Source organism: Mucilaginibacter sp. GW821-FHT07H05 (assembly GCF_059418485.1).
In genome coordinates this window covers 322,876-349,088 of sequence record NZ_JBWKPY010000005.1, presented here as the reverse complement: position 1 = coordinate 349,088, position 26,213 = coordinate 322,876, and the positions used below count along the sequence as shown (strand labels likewise).

22 protein-coding genes are annotated in these 26,213 nt (G+C 44.8%); 9 read left to right on the top strand and 13 right to left on the bottom strand.

Annotated features, from left to right (window positions below):
- Nucleotides 1-23: 23 nt before the first annotated feature.
- Both AC07M6_RS15530 and AC07M6_RS15525 read right to left on the bottom strand, forming a co-directional pair.
- The gene (locus AC07M6_RS15530; RefSeq protein ID WP_494890936.1) at nucleotides 24-1,652 is read right to left on the bottom strand and encodes an ABC transporter substrate-binding protein; all 1,629 of its coding nucleotides are present in this window, start codon (nucleotides 1,650-1,652) and stop codon (nucleotides 24-26) included.
- A 193-nt stretch (nucleotides 1,653-1,845) separates the two neighbouring features.
- A complete protein-coding gene (locus AC07M6_RS15525) occupies nucleotides 1,846-2,766 on the bottom strand; it encodes a DUF58 domain-containing protein (protein ID WP_494890934.1) in 921 nt (306 codons plus the stop codon).
- 338 nt (nucleotides 2,767-3,104) lie between these two features.
- Here AC07M6_RS15525 and trxA point away from each other — a divergent pair, with 338 nt between their 5' ends.
- Nucleotides 3,105-3,422: a thioredoxin gene (gene trxA / locus AC07M6_RS15520; RefSeq protein WP_494890932.1), complete on the top strand. Its 318-nt coding sequence runs from the start codon at nucleotides 3,105-3,107 to the stop codon at nucleotides 3,420-3,422.
- A 279-nt stretch (nucleotides 3,423-3,701) separates the two neighbouring features.
- Here trxA and lepB read toward each other — a convergent pair whose 3' ends face one another.
- A complete protein-coding gene (lepB, locus tag AC07M6_RS15515) occupies nucleotides 3,702-4,808 on the bottom strand; it encodes a signal peptidase I (RefSeq protein ID WP_494890930.1) in 1,107 nt (368 codons plus the stop codon).
- A 96-nt stretch (nucleotides 4,809-4,904) separates the two neighbouring features.
- Nucleotides 4,905-5,990 (bottom strand): AI-2E family transporter, encoded by a 1,086-nt coding sequence (locus AC07M6_RS15510; RefSeq protein ID WP_494890928.1) that lies wholly within the window; start codon nucleotides 5,988-5,990, stop codon nucleotides 4,905-4,907.
- Nucleotides 5,991-6,197: 207 nt separating this feature from the next.
- Between AC07M6_RS15510 and frr the strand changes: the two genes are divergently transcribed.
- Together frr and AC07M6_RS15500 are read left to right on the top strand one after the other, a co-directional pair.
- Entirely contained in the window at nucleotides 6,198-6,761 is a 564-nt protein-coding gene (gene frr / locus AC07M6_RS15505; protein WP_494890926.1) for a ribosome recycling factor, read from the top strand.
- A gap of 142 nt (nucleotides 6,762-6,903) precedes the next feature.
- The gene (locus AC07M6_RS15500; RefSeq protein WP_494890924.1) at nucleotides 6,904-8,670 is read left to right on the top strand and encodes an ABC transporter ATP-binding protein; all 1,767 of its coding nucleotides are present in this window, start codon (nucleotides 6,904-6,906) and stop codon (nucleotides 8,668-8,670) included.
- Between the two features lie 106 nt (nucleotides 8,671-8,776).
- On the opposite strand, the gene AC07M6_RS15495 is transcribed toward AC07M6_RS15500, so the two are convergent.
- From AC07M6_RS15495 to AC07M6_RS15465, 7 genes are all read right to left on the bottom strand, one after another.
- Complete coding sequence (locus tag AC07M6_RS15495) at nucleotides 8,777-10,105, bottom strand: MFS transporter (RefSeq protein WP_494890922.1); 1,329 nt, start codon at nucleotides 10,103-10,105, stop codon at nucleotides 8,777-8,779.
- 328 nt (nucleotides 10,106-10,433) lie between these two features.
- The gene (locus AC07M6_RS15490; protein WP_494890920.1) at nucleotides 10,434-11,813 is read right to left on the bottom strand and encodes a M20/M25/M40 family metallo-hydrolase; all 1,380 of its coding nucleotides are present in this window, start codon (nucleotides 11,811-11,813) and stop codon (nucleotides 10,434-10,436) included.
- A gap of 293 nt (nucleotides 11,814-12,106) precedes the next feature.
- Nucleotides 12,107-14,224, bottom strand: coding sequence for an ATP-dependent DNA helicase RecG (recG, locus tag AC07M6_RS15485; RefSeq protein ID WP_494891245.1), 2,118 nt, complete (start codon nucleotides 14,222-14,224; stop codon nucleotides 12,107-12,109).
- 1 nt (nucleotide 14,225) lies between these two features.
- Complete coding sequence (locus tag AC07M6_RS15480) at nucleotides 14,226-15,152, bottom strand: EamA family transporter (protein WP_494890918.1); 927 nt, start codon at nucleotides 15,150-15,152, stop codon at nucleotides 14,226-14,228.
- Nucleotides 15,152-15,529, bottom strand: a complete 378-nt coding sequence (locus tag AC07M6_RS15475) for a RidA family protein (protein ID WP_494890916.1) — start codon at nucleotides 15,527-15,529, stop codon at nucleotides 15,152-15,154. The genes AC07M6_RS15480 and AC07M6_RS15475 overlap by 1 nt, the downstream gene beginning before the upstream one ends.
- 125 nt (nucleotides 15,530-15,654) lie before the next feature.
- Nucleotides 15,655-15,798 carry a DUF6728 family protein gene (locus tag AC07M6_RS15470; protein WP_494890914.1) on the bottom strand — a complete coding sequence of 48 codons (144 nt, stop codon included), beginning with the start codon at nucleotides 15,796-15,798 and terminating at the stop codon, nucleotides 15,655-15,657.
- Between the two features lie 84 nt (nucleotides 15,799-15,882).
- Nucleotides 15,883-17,241 (bottom strand): OmpA family protein, encoded by a 1,359-nt coding sequence (locus AC07M6_RS15465; RefSeq protein ID WP_494890912.1) that lies wholly within the window; start codon nucleotides 17,239-17,241, stop codon nucleotides 15,883-15,885.
- Nucleotides 17,242-17,391: 150 nt separating this feature from the next.
- Between AC07M6_RS15465 and AC07M6_RS15460 the strand changes: the two genes are divergently transcribed.
- Complete coding sequence (locus AC07M6_RS15460) at nucleotides 17,392-18,681, top strand: aminopeptidase P family protein (protein WP_494890910.1); 1,290 nt, start codon at nucleotides 17,392-17,394, stop codon at nucleotides 18,679-18,681.
- Between the two features lie 46 nt (nucleotides 18,682-18,727).
- Here AC07M6_RS15460 and meaB read toward each other — a convergent pair whose 3' ends face one another.
- Nucleotides 18,728-19,618 (bottom strand): methylmalonyl Co-A mutase-associated GTPase MeaB, encoded by an 891-nt coding sequence (gene meaB / locus AC07M6_RS15455; RefSeq protein WP_494890908.1) that lies wholly within the window; start codon nucleotides 19,616-19,618, stop codon nucleotides 18,728-18,730.
- Between the two features lie 94 nt (nucleotides 19,619-19,712).
- Between meaB and AC07M6_RS15450 the strand changes: the two genes are divergently transcribed.
- The 5 genes from AC07M6_RS15450 (at nucleotide 19,713) to AC07M6_RS15430 (ending at nucleotide 25,353) form a co-directional block, all read left to right on the top strand.
- Nucleotides 19,713-20,591: a glycosyltransferase family protein gene (locus AC07M6_RS15450; RefSeq protein ID WP_494890906.1), complete on the top strand. Its 879-nt coding sequence runs from the start codon at nucleotides 19,713-19,715 to the stop codon at nucleotides 20,589-20,591.
- A gap of 130 nt (nucleotides 20,592-20,721) precedes the next feature.
- Complete coding sequence (locus AC07M6_RS15445; RefSeq protein WP_494890904.1) at nucleotides 20,722-22,557, top strand: ABC transporter ATP-binding protein; 1,836 nt, start codon at nucleotides 20,722-20,724, stop codon at nucleotides 22,555-22,557.
- A 2-nt stretch (nucleotides 22,558-22,559) separates the two neighbouring features.
- Complete coding sequence (locus tag AC07M6_RS15440; RefSeq protein WP_494890902.1) at nucleotides 22,560-23,492, top strand: glycosyltransferase family 2 protein; 933 nt, start codon at nucleotides 22,560-22,562, stop codon at nucleotides 23,490-23,492.
- Nucleotides 23,493-23,495: 3 nt separating this feature from the next.
- Complete coding sequence (locus tag AC07M6_RS15435; RefSeq protein WP_494890899.1) at nucleotides 23,496-24,254, top strand: glycosyltransferase; 759 nt, start codon at nucleotides 23,496-23,498, stop codon at nucleotides 24,252-24,254.
- Entirely contained in the window at nucleotides 24,247-25,353 is a 1,107-nt protein-coding gene (locus AC07M6_RS15430; protein WP_494890897.1) for a glycosyltransferase family 4 protein, read from the top strand. The genes AC07M6_RS15435 and AC07M6_RS15430 overlap by 8 nt, the downstream gene beginning before the upstream one ends.
- Here the strand turns inward: AC07M6_RS15430 and AC07M6_RS15425 are convergent, their stop codons facing one another.
- Entirely contained in the window at nucleotides 25,354-26,202 is an 849-nt protein-coding gene (locus AC07M6_RS15425; RefSeq protein ID WP_494890895.1) for a hypothetical protein, read from the bottom strand.
- Between the last annotated feature and the right edge of the window lie 11 nt (nucleotides 26,203-26,213).

The following is a 26,213-nucleotide window of genomic DNA, read 5'->3' as shown; positions in this document are numbered from 1 at the left end:
TTACATACAGGTGAAGATTTATTTTAGTGCTTTACTACCCGTTTCAATATCAGTAAGTTTTGGGCATTATTGCTATAACCGCTGATGTTGTTTTGGTAAAGGTTCACCAGTTTATCATAATATAACACTACCACCGGCGATTCTTCCATCACCAGGTTATCCATCTGGCGATACAACTCGTAGCGTTTGGCGTTATCTTTCACATGGTAGGCCTGCTCAAATAAGGCATCAAATTGTTTATTATGAAAGCCGGTATAGTTTGGCCCAAACGGCACCTTGTTTTTGGAGTAAAAAAGCGACATATAGTTCTCGCCATCCGGGTAATCGGCTATCCAGGTACCATAAAAAAAGTTGACCCCGTTTTTACCTACCAGTTCGCGCAGGCTGCTTCCCTGTACAATCTCTACCCGGGTGTTAATGCCAATGCGGGTTAATTCGCCCTGCACATATTCTATCAGGTTGCGGTAGCCTACGGTGGTATGTAATACAATTTCGGGCATACCCCTGCCATTTGGGAAACCGGCTTCGGCTAATAACCTGCGTGCTTTTTCGGGGTCGTAACTATAGCCCTTTACCTTTGTGGCATCAAAACCCGGCATACCCATAGGGATATAGCCCGAATTGCCCTGTACACCCAGGCTATTGCGCAGATACTTTACCATTTTTACTTTATTGATGGCGTAGTTGATAGCCTGGCGCACTTTTTTTATCCTCAGCGGCGATTTTTTTACGATAGCCAAATTAGTATCAACCAGCATGCCCATATACAGAGTGTTCAAAAACGGGCGGGTATTCATGATAAACTTGCCCTTATACTTATTAGTAATATGGCCCGATTTACTGAGGATATCATCGCGGTAACTGCCATCAATATCATTAAAAAAATCTTCTTTGCCCTTTATAAATTCCATAAAGGCCGTTTGCTTATCGCTGATAAAGGTTGCACGCACGGCATCTAAATAAGGCAGTTGTTTCCCATTACTGTCCCGCTCCCAATAATGCGGATTTTTCAATAACACTAATACCTCTCCCTCTTTCCAGTATTTAAACATGAAAGGGCCGGTCCCTATCGGGTGGCTGCGGAAATCCTTACCATAAAAGTCCACCACTTCTTTAGGTACAACCGAGCAGTATTGCGCTGTTAATAAACTTAACAACGGAGGGAAAGGCTGTTTTAGCCTGATGCTAAAAGTACTGTCGTTAACGGCAATAAAATCCTGCGGACCGCTTACCTTATCATTAAATATCCAGGCGCCGGACGATGCTACTTTAGGATCTATCAGCCGGCCAAAGCTGTAAACAAAATCTTTCGCAATTACTTTACGGCCTTTGCCCCCGGCAAAGTGAGGATCATCATGAAAATAAACATCATTACGCAGGTGGAAGGTATAAACCAGGCCGGCATCATCTGCTTCCCAGTTTTTGGCTATACAGGGCCGGGTGATCAGGCTATCATCAATCTGCACCAATCCGTTATATAATTGATTATCGGTTAAAATGGTGTTCTGATTACGGCAAAAGGCCGGGTCCATGCTGGTCAGGCCTTCGTCCATATTAATATTAAAGATGGTTTTGCCGCCGCTGTTATTCCCACTGTTACAGGCAACGAGGGTGATGATGAGTAATATTATAAAGTAGTAGTAGTTTTTCATTTAGTATTCACTGTAAAAATAGCTTGTCATTTCGAACGAGCCGGATGGGATTGTGTAATGGCGCGAGGAGAAATCTTCTGTGTGCGATATTCATGTCGTATAAGATTTCTCTCTACGCTCGAAATGACATTGTTTGTGACAGCCCTTCGCTTTTCATTTGCACATACGCACATTTGCATATCTGCACATTCACTTAATTCATCGCCGCGCGTTTTACCAGATAGGCTTTCAGTATCTGGTTATAACCGTCGTGTATGTTAGCATCAATCAGGTCGATATGATATTGAGCGCATTTTAGTTCCAGTTGATGGCGGTATTCGTTTAAAGCGGTTTTATAAGTTTCGCGAATGCGGCCCGGGTGCACTTTCATTTCCTCGCCGCTTTCCATATCTATAAAATGGTGCGGGCGGTTATCAAAATCAAAATCCAGCTCTTTCTTTTTATCACTTACGTTAAAAATGATCACCTCGTGCTTTTTATATTTCAGGTGTTGTATAGCCGCGAAAAGTGCCTGCATTTTTTCGGGGTTCAGGCTATTTTCCATCATATCGCTAAAAATGATGATCATCGATCGTTGGTGCACATCCTCGGCAATATGGTGTAATACCTCACCAATATCGGTAAGGGTATTGGTTTTAGGCTGATTGTAGGCCTTCTCCAGTTCGGCAAACAAATAAAACAGGTGTGTAGTGGTTGAGCGCGCCATGCTCAGCCAGTCTACCTTATCCGAAAACAAGGCTAACCCAAAAGCATCCCGCTGCTTTTTAAACAGGTACATCAGCGAGGCGATGGCGTAAACCGAAAACTGCAGCTTACTTAATCCTTTATCGGGGAAATTCATACTTGATGAGGTATCCAGCAACAGGTAGCTGCGCAGGTTGGTTTCCTCTTCAAACTGTTTCACAAAAAGCTTATCGGTACGGGCAAATAGTTTCCAGTCGATATTTTTAACTGATTCGCCATTATTATACAGCCTGTGCTCGGCAAACTCAACCGAAAACCCGTGGAACGGGCTTTGATGCAGGCCGGTAATAAAGCCCTCTACTACCTGCCGCGCCAGTAATTCAAGATTAGCCAGGTGCCGTATCTGCTGATCGTTATTTAATGCTGCCATTAAGGCTAAGGTAGCGAATTTTGAGATGATTTTTTTGCGCCGATTTTTAATGTGAGAGTTTAACCACAAAGTTCACAAAGGAGAGAAGCCACAAAGAACACAAAGCCTTGCACACAGAAGGGAAATTTACGCTCTGTGACCTCTGTGCACTCTGTGGTTAAATTACCACCAACACCACACGCTAATTAGTCAGTAAAATACCGATCGGTATATGACGATTCGTCATCAAATTATAAATAAGTTATTAACACGTAATTAATTTGTCACATTGTCAGCCCTGTAGTTGTGGCAAGCAAATTGAATAGTATATATTTGTTGAACTAAAAAATTAAAAAATCATGGCTTTAGAAATTACTGACGCAAACTTTGAGGAGCTTGTGCTTAAATCTGATAAACCCGTATTGGTTGACTTTTGGGCAGAATGGTGCGGCCCTTGTAGAATGGTTGGCCCGGTAGTGGAAGAAATTGCAAAAGAATACGACGGCAAAGCTGTTGTTGGCAAAGTAAATGTTGACAATAACCCCGGCATTTCAATGAAATTCGGTATCCGTAACATCCCCGCCTTATTGTTCTTCAAAAACGGCGAAATTGTTGATAAGCAAATTGGCGCTGTACCAAAATCGGTATTGGCTGATAAACTGGCTAAACAGTTATAATATATCCTTTATAGGTTTTAAAAGGCCGCTTCGGTTATTCCGGAGTGGCCTTTTTTGGTATAGCGGCATCTCCATTAAAATATTGATGTCAACATACTGAAATGTTATAAGTTTTGAAAATGAGCGTCAGTTTTCCATAGGTTCTGTAGCCCCGCTATTCACTCCAAGTCCTCACTCCGCTGCGCTTCATTCCGGGCTTTCCGTTACTATCGGGTTTAGATATCACAGACAGTTTTTACCTGCTAAATCCGAAATCAAACATCCGACTTCCGAAATCACTTATTTAATCACCCGCAAAATCCTGTTCCAGCGTACTTTGTCCAGGAACGTCCCTGTCGAGTCGATGCTCATCCAGGTGATCATGGCTTTACCCACCACATGGTCTTCGGGCACATAGCCCCAAAAGCGCGAATCCAGCGAATTGTGGCGATTATCGCCCATCATCCAGTAGTAGTTCATTTTAAAAGTATAGCTTTTAGCTTTTGTACCGTTGATCAGGATCTCCTTCCCGTTAACGGCCACCTTATTGCCTTCATATAGTTCAATAGCGCGGCGGTATAGCGTCATGGTCGAGTCGTTCAGCGCTATGGTCATCCCTTTTTTAGGCATCACCAGCGGGCCGAAATTATCCTGGTTCCATTTAAAATATTCGTTATGCGGGAAAACCTCGGGGTTATACATGCCGGCCACTTCTCTCACTGGCGCTACACTTTTTATATTGGTATAGCTTTTAAACTGTGCTAAATGCTCATTGGGGATCACCATCATATATAAATTGGCCGTTTGCTGTTGCATTACCTGGATACTCAAATCCAGTAAAACCTGTTGGTTCAGGTCGTTGCCATCTGTAGTAACAATATATTCGGTTTGCGATTTTGGCGGGTTCACCGCGGCTTTACCATTAACATAAACCTGGGCGTTGATGATCTGCAAGGTATCGCCCGCAGTAGCCTGGCATCGCTTAATGAGGTTGGTCCGCACATCAACGGGGCGGTTATAGGATGGGTCGGCTTCCTCGGGCTTGTTAAACACTACAATATCGCCTTTCTTAACTTCCGATAAACCGGGCAGGCGCAGGTAAGGCAATTGGATGGCATCCCAATAAGTTTTTACACCGTAAACGGTCGATTCGGTAAACGGAATAGCTATGGGGGTAAAAGGCATGCGCGGGCCATAATTAATTTTGCTGACAAACAAATAATCGCCGGTAAGCAGGCTGCCTTCCATCGATCCGGAGGGGATGGCATAAGCCGAAAACAGCAGGCCGCGAATAATGGTAGAAGCCACAACAGCAAACAATATGGCATCGCCCCACTCGCGCAGTTTTGATTTTTTTGGTTTTTGTGCAGCGCTATTTTTCTTACGGAATATATTTTTCAATTGCATCGTATTGGGTTTGATCTATTTTAGACGCGGCGGAGCTGGGCTTGTTACAAACATCCCTCCCAAACCTCCCGAAAGGGAAAGATTTAACTGCAAAATTTATTTTACGCTGATAGTGGCATCCTCTCTTTCCGGGAGGGCTGAATTAATCTTCTTCACATACAATTCGTCAACCAAAATTATTAAAATGGCCAGCAGCGGCACGGCCAAAATGATACCCAGCGCGCCGGATAGCGCCCCCATAATCAGCTGACTGATCAGAGTCAAAGCCGGTGGTAATTTGATCAGCTTTTTTTGGACCAAGGGGTTAACAATATTGGCCGTAATGGTTTGCGATGTGATGTACAACAAGGCCACAATAATACCGGTATTGGTGCTTACGGTAAGGGCCAGTAAAACACCGGGTATCATAGCTATGATCGAGCCAAAGTTGGGTACAAGTTCAAGGATGCCGGTAATAAGGCCTAACACCATGGCTACCGGTATACCAATAATGGTTAAGCCGGTACTAATAAGTATGGTAACCAGCACAATAGATACCATCATACCTTTTAACCAGCCTTTAAGGGATAGGCTGATGCGGTCCATAATATGTTTGCCCAGCGCTTTTCTGTCGGCCGGTATTAATACCAGGATGCCATCTTTATAAAGCGATGGGTTAGCCGTAAAAAATATACCCAGAAACATGATGATATAAATATTGCCGATCACCCCAAAACTGGTGCTAAAGAACGACTGTGCCGTTGTCATGATCTTTTGCGAGTTATCGCCGGTAACACTATCCAGAAACTTTTGCCCCAGAGGCGACTCGGATAACTTAGCTTTTACATTGCTGATGGTGTGCGGCAGGGTATTACTTAGTTCGGCTACCTGTTGCTGTATTTTGGTGCCCATAAACCACAGCAACAAACTCAATATGGCAAACGATCCTAAAATCGAAATAATCATGGCGGGGCGGCGGTTTAGTTTTGTTTTGCGTTGTATCAAATCACCCAGTCCGTGAAAGTACGTTGATATCAGCGCCCCGGCCATTACCATCAGTACCACGTTAAAAGCTACCCGGGCAATTAGTATTACTACCACCAGCAGGGCCACAATGGCTACGGTTTGCCAAACTTTTTGGATGTAGGTAGTTTCTTTTTTGGTGCGGTGACCGGGTTGATGATCGGTTGGTTGATTTGCCATGATTATTGTAATGTAGTATAAAGGTAATTAAGGGTATTTTGTTTGGTAAAGAATTAACCCAAAGGATTTGCTTAATCCGTGAACACAAAGGTCACAAAGAAAAATAGTGATTTGTGAACTGTGGTTAATTATTCTTACTTTTTCATACTTCCGCTTTTGCCTTTCCGCTTTCACCTTTTTTACTATTTTTGCAAAAACTATCTCACCATGAGCGAACTTATTAAAAAACAGTTAACTGATGCAAAAAGCCTGATGGACAAGGCTATTGACCACTGCGACAACGAGCTGGGTAAAATACGTGCCGGTAAGGCCAACCCATCTATGCTTGATGGCATTATGGTTGATTACTACGGCTCGCCTACCCCTTTAAACCAGGTGGGCAGTGTAAACACCCCCGACGCTAAAACCATTGTGGTGCAGCCATGGGAAAAAAGCTTGCTTGGCCCTATCGAAAAAGCGATTATGGAAGCCAACCTGGGTGTTAACCCGCAAAACGATGGTGTAATTATCCGCATTAACGTACCGCCGCTTACCGAAGAACGCCGCCGCGACCTGGTGAAAAAAGCCAAAGCAGAAGCAGAAACCGGTAAAATTGCTATCCGTAACATCCGTAAGGATGCTAACGAGAAGATCAGGAAGCTAAAGGCTGATGGTGTATCTGAAGACGAAATGAAAACCGGCGAAGCCGAAGTGCAGAAACTGGTTGACAGCTATATAGCTAAGGTAGATGTATTAACCGAAGCAAAAGAAAAAGATATCATGACCGTGTAATTTGCACAGCGCAATGTCAAAAAAAAGGGAACAGGCAAATAGCCGTTCCCTTTTTTTATTTTTGTATTTTAACCGGATTCCCCATCGCTAAACACTGATTTGCAGGGTGATTCCAGCCACAATTAACAAAGATTACGACAGAATGAAAATATTACTAAACTACTTAAAAGATCATCGCTGGATAGTTGTGATGGCGCTGGTATTGGCCGCGTTTAACATCGGCTTTTCCCTGCTCGATCCATATATTACCGGCCACATTGTCGATCGTTTTATCGAAAAACGCGATGTGTTAAGCCACGATCAGTTTGTATGGGGCGTAATAGGCATGGTTGGCCTGGCGGTTGGCGCGGCCATGGTATCGCGTATAGCTAAAAACTTCCAGGATTATTTTACCAACGTTATTGTACAAAAAACGGGCGCTAAAATGTATGCCGATGGCTTAAAACACTCGCTGGAATTGCCTTACCAGGTTTTTGAAGATCAGCGCAGCGGCGAAACCCTGGGCGTACTGCAAAAAGTAAGGCTGGACAGCGAGAAATTTATCACCTCTTTTATAGGCATCCTGTTTGTAAGCCTGGTGGGCATGTTGTTTGTGATCATTTATTCGGTAAGCGTAAGCTATAAGGTAACGCTGGTTTACTTTGGCGCTATCCCGGTTATTGCTTTTGTAAGCACCGCTTTAAGCAGGCGTATAAAAACCATACAACGCACCATTGTAGCTGAAACCACGGCGCTGGCCGGCTCAACTACCGAATCGCTGCGGAACATTGAACTGGTAAAAAGCCTGGGCCTGGTAAAACAGGAAATTGAACGCCTGAACAAAACCACCTATAAAATTTTAGATCTCGAATTAAAAAAGGTAAAATTTGTGCGCAGCATGAGTTTTATACAGGGCACCACCGTTAACCTTGTACGCAGTATTATGGTAGTGGTTTTGCTGTTGCTGATATTTGAGAAAAGCATTTCTCCCGGTCAGTATTTCAGCTTCTTGTTTTACTCCTTCTTCCTGTTTAACCCCTTGCAGGAATTAGGTAACGTGATACTGGCCTGGCGCGAGGCACAGGTTTCACTGGCTAATTTTGAGCGGATCCTGAATACGCCTATCGATAAAAAGCCCATGAAACCGGTGCTGATTGAGCGAGTAAAAACTTTAACATTTAACAACGTTAGTTTTAAGCACCTCACCGCTAACCGCAACGCTTTAAACAATATCGGGTTTGAGGTAGACAGCGGCGAAACGGTAGCTTTTGTAGGCCCCTCGGGTTCGGGCAAATCTACACTGGTGAAGCTGCTGGTGGGTTTATACCAGCCATTAGAGGGCGATATTATGTACAATCATGTACTGAGCAAGGAGATTGACCTCGACCAGCTACGCGAACGCATAGGCTTTGTTACCCAGGATACGCAATTATTTTCGGGAACTATCCGCGAGAACCTGCTGTTTGTGCGCCCCGGCGCTACCGACGAGGAATGTATGCATGTATTGCACCGTGCGGCCTGCCAGGGCCTGCTGGCACGTGCCGATAAAGGTTTGGATACGCTGATTGGCGAAGGCGGCGTAAAGGTATCAGGCGGCGAGAAACAGCGCCTGTCTATCGCCCGTGCCTTGCTGCGCAAGCCGGATATCCTGGTTTTTGACGAGGCTACCTCATCGCTTGATTCGATAACCGAAGAGGAGATCACCGAAACGATTAAAGATGTATCCGATCAAACCAATCATATCACTATCCTGATAGCTCACCGCTTATCTACCATTATGCATGCCGATACCATCCATGTGCTGGAGAAAGGCCGCATCATCGAATCGGGCAAGCATCCGGACCTGATCCAGCAAAAAGGTTTATACTATGCCATGTGGCGCCAGCAGATCGGCGAGAAGTTTACACCGGAAGTTGCGGAGTTACCTTAAGTAAATCCAACTTGTCATTGCGAGGTACGAAGCAATCGCGAACTATGGAGTGCTGCTCTTTGGGTGTGCGATTGCTTCGTACCTCGCAATGACAAGCTGTTAAAAGCTACGCCACAGGAGGCGCAATCGGCTTGCTCTCCTCCGGCATATGAATTTCATTCAGCGTTAGCGGCAGCATTTTCTTGGTCTTAAAAAAGGTAAATACTACCACCCCAAGCGTCATGCATCCGCCAAATAGAACGGAAGGTACCGTACCCAGGTACTTGGCCGCTATACCCGATTCAAAATCGCCAAACTCGTTAGATGAGCTAATAAACATTTGATTTACGGCTGATACCCGTCCGCGCATATCATCTGGTGTAAGCAGTTGCATAATGGTACCACGGATAATTACGCTTACGCTATCAAACGCGCCCTGCAAAAACAGGAACACCAGCGACAGGTAAAAGATATGCGAAAGGCCAAAACCTATAATGCATACACCAAAACCGGCAACCGCTATCAGCAAATTGCGCCAGGGCCTGTTCATGGGCGAGAAGCGTACCATGGCGATCATGGTAAGCGCCGCGCCTAACGAAGCCGCCATCCGCATCACACCCAGGCCTTCCGACCCTACCTTTAAAATATCCAGCGCAAATACGGGCAACAGGGCTATCATACCACCAAACAGCACCGAAAACAGGTCGAGGCTCATGGCGTACAGCATCATTTTATTATTGAACACAAAATGCAATCCGGCTGATAAGCTTTTCCAGATATTCTCTTTAGGTACAAATGTTGGCGGGTATTTACGCAGGCGAAAAACCAGTACCAGGGCTATCAGCAAAAACAATACAATCACCGCGAAGTTGGCGGTAATACCTGCCAGGCCGGGTATAATTTTACCGGCAAACCCATACAGAAAACCACCTGTAAGCGGCCCAAAAATAGAAGCCAGCTGCCAGCTGGAACTGCTCCAGGTACTGGCGTTAGGATATACTTCGCGCGGGATGCTGTTACTATAAACAATAAAAGTGGCCGGGCCATAAAATGCCCGGGATACGCCATTGCAAAATATCATGGCATAAATGGCTATTAGTATCCACTGGGTTGGGATTTGCGGACCAAGACTGCTCAGGGTTACAACGCCCATTACCAGCGACGAGAACAATACGCCGGTAAATATCAGCAGCAGCATTTTACGTTTCTCGTACTTATCGGCAATATAACCGCCATATAAGGCAATGCCAACCGCCGGGATCACCTCGCTTAAACCGATCAGGGCAATATTTATGGTGCTGTGTGTAAGTTGATAGATGTAGAATCCCAGTACCGTGGTTTGCATTTGATAAGCAAACGTAAAGAAGAACCGCATACCCAGGTACGAGCGAAAATCCTTATATCGCAACGCTGCAAATGAATCTTTACGGGGTTTACTATTTCCTTCGTCGGGCACTTACTGGCTTGTTTATTTTAAAATGCCGCTAAATTACAATATGTGGATTAGCGGTGCAATGATATCCTCAAAAAAAGACTTGACATTGCGAGCGATAGCGTGGCAATCTCGTAGTATTGCTCTTAAAGCTACGGGATTGCCGCGTCGCCCCACAACACAGTCCGGGCCGCTCCTCGCAATGACATATTTGGCGCGAGGGGTGTCATGGTGAGCTTGTCGAACCATGGCGGGCAAAGGCCTGCGCACGCACCCTTCGACAAGCTCAGGGTGACACCCTCCTCCTCGGGTCTCCGCAGGGTCTCTCGGAGAGAATATCTAAAAGAGGGATCTACAATCCGTGCTGATCCATCAAATACACCAGCGATGCAATAGTTGCTGCGCCCAGTTCCAGCTCGCGTTTGTTTACATTCTCAAACACATCGTTGGCGGTATGGTGGATATCAAAATAACGCTGAGAATCGGGCCTGAAACCGATTAGTGTAATACCCGGCACCGCGTTTTTCAACGGACCTACATCTGTTCCGCTGCCGCCTATTACCAGCCTGTCGGCTTCATAGGGTTCAAAAAGCGCTTTGTACTTTGTGTTAATACTTTTTAATTTATCTGTGCTAATGCCGTCAAAGCTAAAGCCACGCGGCACAAAACCACCTTCGTCGGTTTCAATAGCCGCTATATGCTGCTCCTTATTTTGAGCGGCTAACTCGGCATATTTCATCCCGCCTTTGGCGCCATTCTCCTCGTTCATAAACATTACCGCCCTGATGGAGTTTTTGGGTTTATAGCCCATGGCTTTTAATATGCGCAACACCTCAATAGATTGCATTACACCGGTGCCGTCATCATGCGCGCCCTCGGCTAAGTCCCACGAGTCGAGGTGGCCGCCTACGGTGATAAATTTGTTGGGATTCTCGGTACCGGTGATCTCGCCCACCACATTGTATGATAATACATCGGGTAACTGGCGGCAATTTTGTTTAAAGTAAAATTTAAGCGTTTTATTCAATTTCAGCATGGCGCTTAGCTTGTCGGCGCCTTTGGTAGATATAGCTGCCGCAGGTATCTTGGGAGCATTCGGGCTGTACTGCGTTGTGCCGGTATGCGGGTAATCATCGTTAGCTTCGGTAAGCGATCGTACAATTACACCCACCGCGCCATACTTAGCGGCCATGGACGGACCGGCGCGGCGCTGATCGCCAGCTGTGCCGTAAGCCGCACCTGTCTCAATAAACCGGGGGTCAAAAGGCCTGTTGTAAAACACTATTTTACCTTTTATGCCGGCTTCGCCAAGGGTGGCTACCTCTTCCAGGCTATGCACCTCAACCACATTGGCAGTTATGCCCGCGGCAGGGGTAGCTACTGCCATCCCCAAAGCGCATATCGCTACCGGGACCTTTTTAGTGCCATCGATAATATACCCCTGCTCCTTTGCACCACGCTCCCAATGCGGCACCATTACTTCCTGCAAAAACACTTTATCAAAGTGGTAGACTTCCATCACCTTTTTAGTCCACTCCACCGCCTTTTGCGCGTTGGCCGATCCGCTTAAGCGCGGACCAATATTTTTGCACAGGTAACGCAGGTTTTGATAGCACTGGCCGTTCACCAAAGCTTCGTCGTATATTTTACGTAGCGTAAGCGAATCCTGCTGGGCGTTTGCCGCGGTGAAACCAAGAAATAAAAGAGAGATGCTGAGTAGTGTTTTTTTCATATGGATGATGAGGAAAGCGTGTTTAAGCAAATTTAAAAAAATTAAGCGAATTGTCATTGCGAGGAACGAAGCAATCACGAACTATACACAACCACTCTTTGGGTGTGCGATTGCTTCGTACCTCGCAATGACAAATCGAGCGTAGGGTGTCATGGTGAGCTTGTCGAACCATGGAGGGTAGGCCTACGCACGCACTCTTCGACAGGCTCAGGGTGACAGTCTCCTCCTTGTCATCCAAACCTTTAAAATCTCAGCGGGATTTGATACCTCGCAATGACAATATGAAATTTGTATTACGAGATCTTATCCCAGCTCAACCCATCCTTTTTGGATAGGAACGCCTGATTAAGCACCATATTTTCAGGGTGCGCCAGTTGGGGGTCTGTTTCAAATATCTCTTCAACGGTATGCCGGGCCAGCATTAACAATTGCTGATCCGCGGCCAGGTCGGCCAGTTTCAAATCCAGCACGCCGCTTTGCTGGGTACCCTCAATATTACCCGGGCCGCGTAATTGCAGGTCTATTTCAGAAATCTCGAAACCGTTATTGGTCTTCACCATTGTATCCAAACGGATACGCCCATCGCGGCTCAGTTTATGATCACTCATTAATATGCAATAGGATTGCTCGGCACCGCGCCCTACCCGGCCGCGCAACTGGTGTAATTGCGACAAGCCAAAGCGCTCGGCATTTTCAATGATCATTACCGATGCATTGGGCACGTTCACCCCTACCTCAATCACGGTGGTAGCTACCATAATATGGGTTTCACCTTTTACAAAGCGCTGCATCTCTATATCCTTATCCGCCGCCTTCATTTTGCCATGTACTATGCTGATGCGATACTGCGGCAAGGGAAACTCGCGCGACATTACCTCAATGCCATCTTCCAGGTTTTTCAGATCCAGTTTTTCGCTTTCTTTAATCAAGGGATATACCACATAAATCTGCCGGCCTTTGGCAATCTCCTCCTTCATCATACCAAACATCCGCAACCGCTGGTTCTCGTAAAAATGTAGGGTTTCAATGGGCTTGCGGCCGGCGGGGAGTTCATCTATTACGGATACATCCAAATCGCCGTATAAGGTCATGGCCAGGGTGCGGGGTATCGGGGTGGCCGTCATCACCAATACATGCGGCGGGATGATGTTCTTTCGCCATAGCTTTGCCCGCTGTTCTACCCCAAAACGGTGCTGCTCATCAATTACAATAAAGCCCAGGTTTTTGTATTGCACCTTGTCCTCTATCAGCGCGTGCGTACCAAACAGGATATGCAAAGTACCATCCTCCAATTGCTGATGGATCACATTTCGGGCCTTTTGTTTGGTAGAACCGGTAAGCAGGGCGATATTGATAAAGTCATCCCCTATGATGCTCTTCACCGTTTCAAAATGCTGATTAGCCAAAATTTCGGTAGGCGCCATAAAGCAGGCCTGGAAACCGTTATCCAAAGCGATCAGGATACTCATTAAGGCTACTATGGTTTTGCCGCTGCCCACATCGCCCTGCAGCAGGCGGTTCATTTGCACGCCCCGCTGGGTATCCTGACGGATCTCTTTCAGTACACGCTTTTGGGCATTGGTTAGCTGGAAGGGTAATTTATGCTGATAAAAATCATTAAAGTAATGACCTACCTTATCAAACACATTGCCTTTAAATTTCTGAACGCGCAGCAGTTTATTACGCAGCAATTTTAGCTGGATAAAAAACAATTCTTCAAACTTCAATCGTCGCGTAGCTTCGGCCAGTGCAGTTGCATTTTCGGGGAAATGGATATGACGGTAAGCATCGGCCCTACCCATCAGCTTTAGCTTGTTTAATATATATAGCGGCAAGTTTTCGGGGATCTCCTTGCTGTGCTGTTCAATTAAAAAGGCGGTCAGCTTTTGCAGGCCCTTACTATCCAGCGTATATTGTTTCAGTTTTTCGGTAGAGTTGTACACCGGCTGCAGGGTAGCATTGCCTTTACGTTTTAAAGCTTCGGGCGAGTATAGCTCAATTTCGGGATGGGCCATTTGCGCCTTGCCGTTAAACGATCCCGGTTTGCCGAAAATGATGTAGGCCTTGCCCACCAGCAGGTATTTCTCAATCCATCTGATCCCCTGAAACCATACCAGTTCCATTACACCGGTATCATCCTGCGCTTGTACTACCAGGCGCCGGGTATGTTTTTCGCCTAAAATTTCCTTCTGGGTTAAACGGGCAATTACCTGCACATGCGGCAGCTCGATATTAATATCCCTGATCTTATAAAAACGGGTACGATCGATGTACTTATACGGGAAATGCCGCAGCATATCCTCAAAATTATAAACGCCCAATTCTTTCTTCAGCACCTCGGCCCGCGAGGGGCCAGTACCTTTCAAATACTCAATTGGTGTTTGAAACAACTGATTCACAGATGGGCTGATTTTAGGTAAGCTCTGTTTCGGCTGTTTTACGTCCGAAAGCCGTTTTGATAATGGACCAGTTAAAAGTAATCACCGCCAGCATTAATAACAAATAACCGGCTGCCTGCTGGTAACTAACCTGCTCGTGAAACCAGATAAAGGCTACCGTAAAGGATATCATTGGGTTAACATAAATGGTAATACCCAAAGTAGATGATGGTATGCCATTTAACGCGTACGAACTTAAAAGCAGCGGAATGATAGTTAATACTACTGATATAATAAGGATCACCACCCAAAACTCTGTAGCATTTGGTACGGCTTTGCCATCGTACACATAAAACGGCAGCAATAACAACAGCGAAATAAGCAGTTGCAGGCCCAGCAAATTTAATTTATCAAACTGGTTAAGCACCCGTTGTATAACCAGGTATAAGGCATACATCAGTGCAACCCCTACCGACCATAAGGCCTGGTGTAACGACGCTGTGGACAGGATAAGCACACTTAAAACAGCAATCCCGATGGCTGCCAGCTTTAGCCGTGTAACCGGCTCCTTCAGCAAAATAAAGCCTCCGGCAGCCGTAATAATAGGGCATATCATATAGGCAAAGGCTGCCGATTTTAAACTAATATGGTTCATTACATAAATGAACGAGTACCAGTTGCCGGTTATAAACACTCCCGAACCCAAAAGCAGCCATAGCAGTTTGCGCCGGGTTGGCTTATCGGCATCTTTTATTTGCCTGTAATCCTTTAATAACTGCTTTTTCCTGAACAGCAGGTTAACAGCCCATACAATAACAAAGGAAGTAAATACCCGGTAATAAAGTATTTGCTGAGGCGAATATTGCTGTATCCGCCGTAAGGGAAAGGCGAAGAAACCCCATAATACCGCAGCCCCAATGGCGCAGGAGAGATATAGGATACTTCCCCGTTTTTTCACCATTAACCTAATAACACCGTTACTGATATTTCAACATTTACATTTTTTGGCAAACCCGCTACTGCAACAGTTTCGCGCGCCGGGAAAGGTTGACTTAAGTATGAGCCATAAACGGTATTCACCGCGGCAAAATCCTGCATGTCTTTTAAAAAAATAGTGGTTTTTACAATGTGGCTAAAATCGGTACCGGCCTCGGTTAAAATGGCTTTAATGTTTTCCATTACCTGTGTGGTTTCTGCCTGGATATCCTGCAATACCAACTCGCCGGTTGACGGATGGATGGCCACCTGGCCCGATACAAATAAAAAATTACCGGCTACTATAGCCTGGCTATAAGGGCCTATCGGCGCGGGGGCGTTTTTGCTAACGATGTCTTTCATGAAATTAATTTAGTCCGGAAGTCGGAAGGCCCGAATGTCCGAAAGTTTAGATGATGTATGTTGCTTATAAAGTTCTGTTCCTGCTTTCCGGACTTTCCGACTTATGCGGAGTTTCGGACTTTCTGCTACTTCTTTAGTACAAACCAATCTATCAGTTTGTAAATAATGCCTAACAAAAACATAGTAATAGCTATGGCATTAATCATATGCATCACTTTAAGATTAAAGCTTGTTGGCCTGTTAGGATCTTTTTTTCGAAAGAAATACATGATACAAATCTAATAAAAAAAGAAAGCCTCCCGGTAATTACCGGGAGGCTTTTTCTTATTTGCTTAATAACCTTTTACAGATTATTATTTTTTGAACTCAACGCGACGGTTCATGATACGACCTTCTTCAGTAGAGTTATCAGCTATTGGGTGAGTTTCACCGAAGCCTTTAACTTTAATGCGTTTTGCATCAACACCTGAATTTACCAGGTAAGTTTTAACTGAATTAGCACGATCTTTTGATAAGCGCAGGTTATGAGCAGCAGTACCTTCTGATGAAGCGTAACCATTTAAAGTTACAGTTGCATTGCTGCTGCGCAGATCGGCAGATGAAGCATCTAATACAGGGTAAGATGAAGTACGTAATACCGAGCTGTCAAAATCAAACTGGATGTTTGAGTAAGGAGCAGTAGTAACTGTACCAACGGCACCTTTACGTACAAATAATGAAGTGTCGATTACAGGGAATTTGATCTCGCAACCAGCACCATCAACTACAGTACCTGCAGGAGTGTTAGGGCATTTGTCAAACTGATCAGATACACCGTCACCGTCAGAATCTTTTTTCAGGTCGTTAACAGCGCTTTCAACATTGCTAACACGGCCTTTTAAAGCTGCAACTTCACGACGTAATTCTGCATCATACAGTTCGTCATACATCATAGCTACAGGGTTAACCCAATCCAGGTTTGGTTTTGATTTTGGACCTAAAGTGAATTCTAAACCACCATAACCATAAGAGTATTTATCCTTGTTGCTTGCGCCGTTCAGATAAAGCCCGTCCAGGTTGTCACCATCCATAAAGTTAACAGTGTAACCTAAATTTAAGGCAACCGCATCAGTTAACCTGAATTTAACACCTGCACCTACAGGGATAATTAATTCTTTAGTTTGATGACCTGAAATTGCTTTATAATCAACTGTAGTGTTATTTGCTAAAACAACGGTTGGATTGTAAAATAATAAACCAGCACCACCGGTAATAAAGAAGTTAACTGCATTTTTACGACGGATATAGTCGATAGTTGCTACGTTAACTGTACCGCTTAAAGTACCACTCCAAAACTTAGTGCTGAAGCTGCGTACACCACCGCGTACACCGCCTGCCGCGCCAGACATATCGCCGGCAACTGTACCGCCGTGTACATCCAGTTGCAAACCAAATGAATGAGCTAATTGGTCTCTTAACGAGATACCGTAACCTAATTTAGCTTTAAAATCGGTGTAGTCGTTAGTACCGCCGATAGCCAGGAAAGGCGACACAAGGCCAACGTTGGCACCAATGCTAAAAGTGTTGTACTGACCCCTACCCCCAAATACCTTGGCTGTAGAAGTTGCAGAAGACGTTGTCATTGGTTCAGTTGTTTGGGCGTTGGCTGCTCCAAAACCCAGCGCTGCAACGAATGATAAGGCGACTGTTTTCTTTAATGTAGAATAATTCATAGTTTTTAAGATTAAACAATTAATTGTGATTTTTTTCAAAATTAGTAATTATGTTTGAAATTCATTACCAAACACTGTTCCAATTTTTTCATAATAACACGACAAATAAATACAAAAAATGTTTGCCGTAAATTAAAATATCTGATAATAATGAAATACCTACCTATAAGTAATGATTTATTTACTTTAAATAGAAAAAATTTCGTTTCGAGCATTAAAGAGCGTTCTATAGCCTTATTTAACGCCAATGATGAATTTGTAAGAAGCGGCGATCAGAACTTTATTTTTAAACAAAATGCCGACTTTTTTTACCTGACAGGCATAGATCAGGAGCAAAGTATCCTGCTTTTATTTCCTGATTGTCCTAATCCGTTGTACAAAGAAGTACTTTTTTTAAGACAAACCAACGAACATATTGCAGTTTGGGAAGGACACAAGTATACAAAAGAGGAAGCACGGAATGCATCGGGCATTGAAGCAGTGTATTGGTTACAGGACTTTGATACTATATTACATAGTATTATACACTATGCCGATAATATATATATTAATACTAACGAGAACGATCGCTATGCCAACAGCGTCCCTTACCGCGACCTGCGCTTTTTAGCAGATTTGCGTGCTAAATACCCGTTGCATCGTTATGAACGTGCCGCGCCTGTTATGCGCGAATTACGGGCGGTAAAATCAACCGTAGAAATTGAACTGACCAAAAAAGCATGCAGTATTACCCGCGATGCTTTTATACGTGTACTGAAATTTTTGAAACCCGGTGTAACCGAGTACGAGATAGAGGCCGAGATTATACACGAGTTTATACGCCAGCGCGCTACCGGCCACGCCTATAATCCCATCATCGCATCAGGAAAGAACGCGATTGTGCTGCATTATATTGATAACAACCAGGTTTGCAACGATGGCGATGTGATACTGTTTGATTTTGCTGCCGAATATGCTAATTACAATGCTGATATGAGCCGCTCGGTACCGGTTAACGGCCGTTTTACTAAACGCCAGCGCGATGTATACAACGCCGTGCTGCGGGTAATGCGCGCCGCCACCCAAATGCTGGTAACCGGCGCCATCTGGAATGAATACCACGATGAGGTAGGCAAAATAATGACCAGCGAACTGATTGGCCTGGGCCTGTTAACCAAACACGATGTAGAAAAGCAGGACCCTAAAATGCCGGCCTACAAAAAATACTTTATGCACGGCACATCGCACCACCTGGGTATTGACGTGCATGACTTTGCCGGGCGTTATACGCCATTTGCCGCAGGCAATATCCTTACCTGCGAACCGGGTATATATATCCCTGCCGAAGGCCTGGGCATCCGGATAGAAAATAATATTCTGATCACTAAAGATGGCAATATTGATCTGATGGCTGATATACCAGTTGAAGCTGAGGAAATTGAAGAGATTATGAATAGTTAACCCCCCAGCCCCCTAAAGGGGGAGTTAAAAAAATCCTGTTCCCCCTTCAGGGGGTTAGGGGGTTTAAAAACTGGTACAAATTAAAACCCGGCTTATTCATAGCTTCAGCAATATCCTGCTGAAGCTTTTTTTTGTCGACCCCGGCCATACGCTGATGACGGATCAATTGATATGCTTTTTCGGCAAGCAGTAATTCCCGGCGGCTGTTGGTGATATTGGGCAATTGACGGATAAACTGTACTATTTCTGCTACACCTGTGTTTTGCGATGCGATTGCCTTATATATAGGTATAACGGTTTCCTTTTGATGGATGAGTTTCTTTAGCGTATAATAATAGGCATCGGCCCCTTCCCTGTCGGCTTTGTTAATGATAAAAGCATCGGCAATTTCCATAATGCCCGATTTAATATTTTGGATCTCGTCGCCGCTTTCGGGCACCAGCACCAGCAGGGTAGCATCGGCCAGGCCGGCAATCTCAATTTCCGACTGGCCAACGCCTACGGTTTCCACCAGGATATAATCAAAGCCTGCGGCACGCAACACATCGCACATTTCGATAGTTTTGGCCGACAGGCCGCCCAGCGAACCACGCGTAGCCAGCGAGCGGATAAATACATCGGGATGGTTAAAATGAGCAGCCATCCGGATCCTGTCGCCCAGCAGCGAGCCATAGTTAAAAGGCGATGTAGGGTCGATAGCCAGCACGGCTACTTTTTTGCCGCCGGCCACCAACTCAGTGATCAGCGCGTTAACCAGCGTGCTTTTGCCGGCGCCGGGCGGGCCGGTAATACCAACCACCGGCGCTTTACTGCCCAGATTTAAAGATCGCAGCAATTCATCAGCACCGGGCAAATCGTTCTCCACAACAGTCAGCGCGCGGGCTACCGATTTAAAATCGGCACAATCAGGCTGTAATATTTGATGTTGAGCTGGCATATATTAATAAAGGTAAAGAAACAAAATATTGCGGAGAGTAATAAAGGATATTCGATGTTGCGGGTCTTATCATTATATTATATTTGCCCGTATTATGAAGGTAGCCGGTTTTACTTTTATCAGGAATGCTGTAAAGAATGATTACCCCGTGGTAGAGGCCATTACCTCTATCCTGCCCATTTGCGATGAATTTGTGGTGGCGTTGGGTAATTGTGATGACGAAACCGAAAGCTTGATCAGGGGGATCAACTCACCCAAAATAAAGATCATTAACACGGTTTGGGACGATACTATCCGCGAAGGCGGGGCAGTTTTCGCAGCCGAAACGGATAAGGCCTTCGCGGCCATATCGCCCGATGCGGACTGGGCTTTTTATATCCAGGGCGATGAGTGTGTGCACGAGCAATACCTGCCGCTGATCCGTAAGGAGATGGAAGACAACCTGCACACCCCCAATGTTGAGGGACTGCTGCTTAAATACCGGCACTTTTATGGCTCGTATGATTATTATGGCCATTCGCGCCGCTGGTATCGCCGCGAGATCAGGGTGCTGCGCAACAATAAAGCCATCCACTCCTACCGCGATGCGCAGGGTTTTAGGTGGAACAACCGTAAGATCAACGTAAAGCTGATCGACGCTTATATATACCACTATGGCTGGGTAAAGCCGCCGTCGGGCTTAAAAAATAAGCTGCGCAACTTTAACCAGTTTTACCATGATGATACCTGGCTGGCCGAAAACCTGCCCGAAACCTACGAATTTGACTATAAAAATGCCGACCGCCTGGTGCATTTTACCGGCACACACCCGGCCGTGATGCAAAAACGCATAGCCGCCACCAACTGGAACCTGAATATCGACCTGAAGGCGTTGCACAAAAAGATGAACTTTCGCCGCAAGGCACTGCAAAAAATTGAAGATTTAACGGGTTGGCGGGTAAGCGAGTATCGTAATTATAAGATAGTGAAGTAATGATGCCTGCCCCCGGCATATCCCATCGTAACATCATCCGTATCTCATTTTAAACGCTAACAACCCATCCATACAAATAATCACAAATAACCAGCGTTATTTAATATTTTTGCAGAACTTATATTTTTAAATGAAGACATATTTCAGGCTGCTCTCCTTTGCTAAACCCATAGAAAAGTTTGCCATACCTTATATTATATATACCATACTGTATGTAATTTTCAGTACACTGGTGCTGGTTTTACTTGGCCCCTTATTAAATGTGTTATTTGATAAGGAAGCATGTGCCACTGTTCAGGCTGCTGCAAAGCCAGGTACCCATCCCGATATGTTTTCGCTCACAGGCTGGTTTAAATATTACCTGGTATACTTTAAGAGCCAGCATGGCCGCTGGGCGGCGCTGCAATTTGTGTGCGCGGTAATTATTGTTGCTGTTTTTTTAGGAAACATTTTCAGGTACTTGTCGGCCCGTACCATGGAAAACCTACGGGTACACACACTTTTAAATCTGCGTAGTGCTGTATTTAACAGTGTGATGGATCTGCACCTTGGCTTTTTCAGTAACGAGCGCAAGGGCGATATCATGTCGAAGGTATCGTCGGATGTGCAGGTAGTGCAATTTTCGGTCACGGGTACTTTACAGGTAATATTTAAGGAGCCGCTTACCATTATTGCCATGCTTTTTGCGCTGTTTATGATAGACCCAACGCTTACAGCAATTTCATTGCTGGTCATCCCCATATCGGGTTTTGCTATTTCGCGTATTGTACGGCAATTAAAAAAACAGGCTACATCGGCACAGCAATCATACGGTAATATGCTCAGTTACCTGGACGAAGCTTTGCAGGGCGTCAAAATTATTAAAGCTTTTAACGCTACCAGTTATACTAAAAACCGCTTTAACGAAGAAAATGTGCGCTATTCAAAAATAACACGCGCTATGGCTAAAAGGCAGCAAATGGCATCGCCAACATCCGAGGCTTTATCCGTCACCATGCTTTCGTTTATACTGCTTTATGGCGGATGGCGAATCTTCAACAACCAATCTGGCCTTACCGCCGGCGCTTTTATTACTTACCTGGCCATGTTCTCGCAACTGATGCGCCCGGCAAAATCCATATCCGATTCTTTCACCAGCATCCACTCGGGCCTTGCCGCCGGTGATCGTGTGCTGGAACTGATTGACGAGAAACCTGCCATTGTTGATGCGCCGGATGCCATAGCGCTTACCGGATTTAACGAGGGTATCCAGTTTAATAATGTGGTATTCAGTTACCCTAACCGGCCAGTACTGAAGGGCATTAACCTGCATATCCCCAAAGGGAAAACCGTAGCGCTGGTTGGCCCCTCGGGTGGCGGCAAATCAACTTTAATGGACCTGATCCCGCGTTTTATTGAGCCGCAGGAGGGCGAGATATTGATTGATGGGCATAATATCCAAGGGGTAACTTCGCACTCGCTGCGGGCCTTAATGGGCACCGTTAACCAGGAGTCTATTTTGTTTAACGATAGCATATTTAATAATATCGCCTTTGGTAAGCCCAACGCTACCATAGAGCAGGTAGAAGCCGCCGCGCGCATTGCTAACGCTCATAACTTTATTTTGGATACCGAGGATGGTTATGATACCAACATTGGCGACCGCGGCACCAAGCTAAGCGGCGGCCAGCGCCAGCGTATTTGTATAGCCCGTGCTGTTTTAAGCAACCCGCCTGTTATGCTGTTGGACGAGGCTACCTCGGCGCTGGATACCGAGTCGGAAAAACTGGTGCAGGACGCACTGAACAACCTGATGAAGAACCGTACCTCGTTGATTATAGCACACCGCTTAAGTACTATTCAAAACGCCGATATAATTATTGTGCTGGAGGATGGACAAATAGTGGAACAAGGCACCCACCCGCAGCTAATAGCAGCAAACGGTTTATACCGCAAGTTAATTGATATGCAAACTTTTACCAGCTAAATATGGATGCGCCATTAGTTTCCATTGCTTTATGCACCTATAATGGCAGTAAATATTTACGCGAACAACTGGATACGCTGGTTAACCAAAGCCACCCTAACCTGGAAATTATTGTGGTTGATGATGGATCAACCGATGATACGCTGCAAATTTTACATGAATATACCGAAAGGCATAATTTTATAAAAATCCATGTTAACCCTCAAAACCTGGGTTATATAAAAAACTTTGAGAAAGCGATTTCCCTAACCACCGGATCTTATATTGCACTGGCCGACCAGGATGACATTTGGGCGCTGAAAAAAATAGAATTACTGCTGAAAGGCATCGGCGATTATATGCTCGTTTATCACGATTCGGAATTTGTAGATGAGCAGGGGAATTCTCTAAACAAAAAGCTATCCCAATACCGTAATTTTTATGCAGGCAACAATGCCAATGTTTTTTTATTAGAGAATTGCATTTCGGGCCACGCATTATTATTCAAGCGCGGGCTGCTACAATATTTCACCGGCTTTAACAACATCATTTTTCACGATCATTGGCTGGCTTATATGGCCTGCAACAATGGAGGCATTACTTATATTGATCAATCGCTGGTGAAATACCGCCAGCATACGCAGGCCAATACTAATATACTGCGACAGGACCGCGGCGAGATAAAGAAAAAGGAATCGCTGGCGAAGATAGAGGAGCAATTAGCTCAAATGGATGCCTTTGCAAGTTATGCGCATAATAAAGACGATGCCTTTAAACAAAAACTGCTAACCCTGATGCAGCGGCGCATGCAAAGTTATTTTTCGTTCGGGCTGGCCTGGTTTATTTATAGCAACCGGGATATTTTGTTATTTATTCAGAAAAAATCGGCGGCCAGCAAATTCAACTTCAGCCTTAAATTTGCCTGGGGATATAAATTAAAACAACTATTTCACTAAAACATGTTTGAAGGCGGCACACGCATAAACGGGCAAGCCGGGCAACCGAAGGTGAGCATCATTACGGTGGTATATAATGCAGCACCTTTGTTTAAGCAGTACATGGCTAACGTTTTGCCTTACTTAAATAATGATGATGTTGAGTTGGTGATGATTGATGGCAACAGCACCGACGGCACACTTGGATTATTACAAGAATACAACGATAGGATAGATTACTGGCGCAGTGAACCCGATGACGGCATTTACGACGCCATGAATAAAGCCATAACCTACAGCCAGGGTAAATGGATGTTTTTTTTAGGGATGGATGATAACCTGATGGATGGTTTCCATAACATGGTGGCCGATTTGAAGGATGCACGTACCATTTATTACGGCAATACGGTTTACTACGGTACACCCTACCGTAAGGTTTATGACGATTATTATCTGACCAAATTAAACCTGGTGCATCAATCTATATTTTACCCGAGGGCTGTATTTAACAAATACCGGTATGACACTAAGTATAAGGTTTATGCCGATTATCATTTAAACTTGCGCCTGTGGCATGATCAGGATTTTAAGTTCGTTTATCGTGATCATTGGGTTGCGGGTTTCCCCGAAGGGGGTTTTTCCAGCACTGCTGCCGATCCCGTTTTTGAGCGTGACCGTGACAGGTTGTTTAAGAAATATTTAGGTAAAAAAGCTTACTATAGGTACTTAAACCGTACTTTGGGCTGGTTTAAAACACTAATACGCATGGTTACCAATGGTTAGGATTTTATATGATCATCAAAAATTCAGCGAGCAAAAATATGGGGGCATAACCCGGTATTTTGCAGCGGTAATGCAGGGTATTAAACAACAGGCTGATTTTGAGTATCAACTTTCGGCCTTGTATAGTAACAACTATTATATCCGTAACGAGCGCCTGCCCTTAAATAACGCAGCGGGCCAATGGTTAATGGCAAATAATAACAAGCGCCGTTATAGATGGAACAAGTGGTACAGCAAATGGCAGATAGGTAACGGCGATTATGATGTTTTCCACCCTACTTATTTCCATCCCTATTTTTTAAAGCGGGTTAATAAACCATTTGTGCTTACCATGCACGATATGATTTATGAGGTACTGCCCGAATATTTTACAAATACCGACCCTACACCCCATCAAAAAAAACAAACTGCAGAACGTGCAACTGCCATTATTGCTATATCCGAGTCTACCAAAAAAGACCTGATCCATACGTTGGGTATATCAGCAGAAAAGATCCGCATGATCTATCACGGGCTTGACGTTGATGCCCCACTGATTACTGAAGAGGTACCCAACCTGCCCGAAAATTTTATCCTATTTGTGGGTGAGCGCGGTAACTATAAAAACTTTTTCCGTTTTGCCGAGGCTGCCGCAGATATACTGCACCAGTATAAGGATCTGCACCTGGTATTAGCCGGTGGCGGCCCACTGCAAATTGCCGATGCCCTGGTGATAGACCGTCTTAAAATAGGCCAACGTACCCACCAGTTTAATGTGAGCGATGCGCAGCTGAATTATTTGTATCGGCAGGCCATGGTGTTTGTTTTCCCATCGCTTTACGAAGGGTTTGGCTACCCCATACTGGAAGCTTTTAAAGCAGGCTGCCCTATTACTGCCAGCAACACAAGCTGTTTCCCCGAAATTGGTGGCGATGCGATAGCCTATTTTAATCCCTACGATAGTGCAAGCATCTACAATAGTATTGCAAGCATGCTTACTAACAGCAACTTGTGCAGTAACTACATTCAAAAAGGCAGCGAACGCTTAAAATTGTTCCCCATACAAAAACAGGTACAGCAAACGCTAGACCTTTACCGCGAACTGGCGGCAACGAAGTAATTAACCGGGAATGTGGTTTTTGGGATGCCCTGCTTTATGGTACAAATAATAACGGGCCGGCTCGTAATGGTTTTCGGCAGTAAAGGGAGCTTCAAACAGATCGCCTAACAGATCATTACGTACAAAAAAGGCATTGATACCCGCAAACGAACAGCCTACCAGGGAGTAACCTTTTTCTTTAGCTAATCCTTCTAAAGCAAGCAGCGACGCGCCGAAATAACTGCTCCCGTCACCAGAACTCGTGCTGTTATATTTTACTATAAAATGCGTATCGGGCCTAAAGGTTGAGTTATATTCAATAACTATCACCCGTGGCTTATAGTTGTTAATGGCCTGCCAAATATAATAATCATTGTAATCGATATCGATTGAGAGCAGATCGGGTTCGGCAGGTGCATCAGCGGCTTTAAATATCGATTCAATATTTTCGGCTGTTATATATTGGTTTTTTACAGTCAGCCGGTCCTGCGCTATCATATCACTAAATGTGGTTTTTATTTTTTCGGTATACTGCTTGCTGCCTTCTATCCACAAGCCATTCCAGCCTTTATATAGTAAATTGAGGGTATTGCTTTCCAGTCCATCCTGTACGCCAAATTCAATAAAGTACTTATTGGTAGTACCTATACGGCTGTATATTTCTTGTATAATACCATCCTCGCCATATTGCGAAAACACCTGGCATTCGTGCTTATTCAAACGTTTTGAATTGGCATATTTAGGATTTTGATACAAATTACTTTCAAGAAACTGGGCTACCTGCAAGCCGTGGCCCGCTTCGTGTTTAACCATCATCGCGTTAAGCATATTCTTTATTTGCGATATCCGTTTAATGAAGTTTAATCCCATATTCTGATATA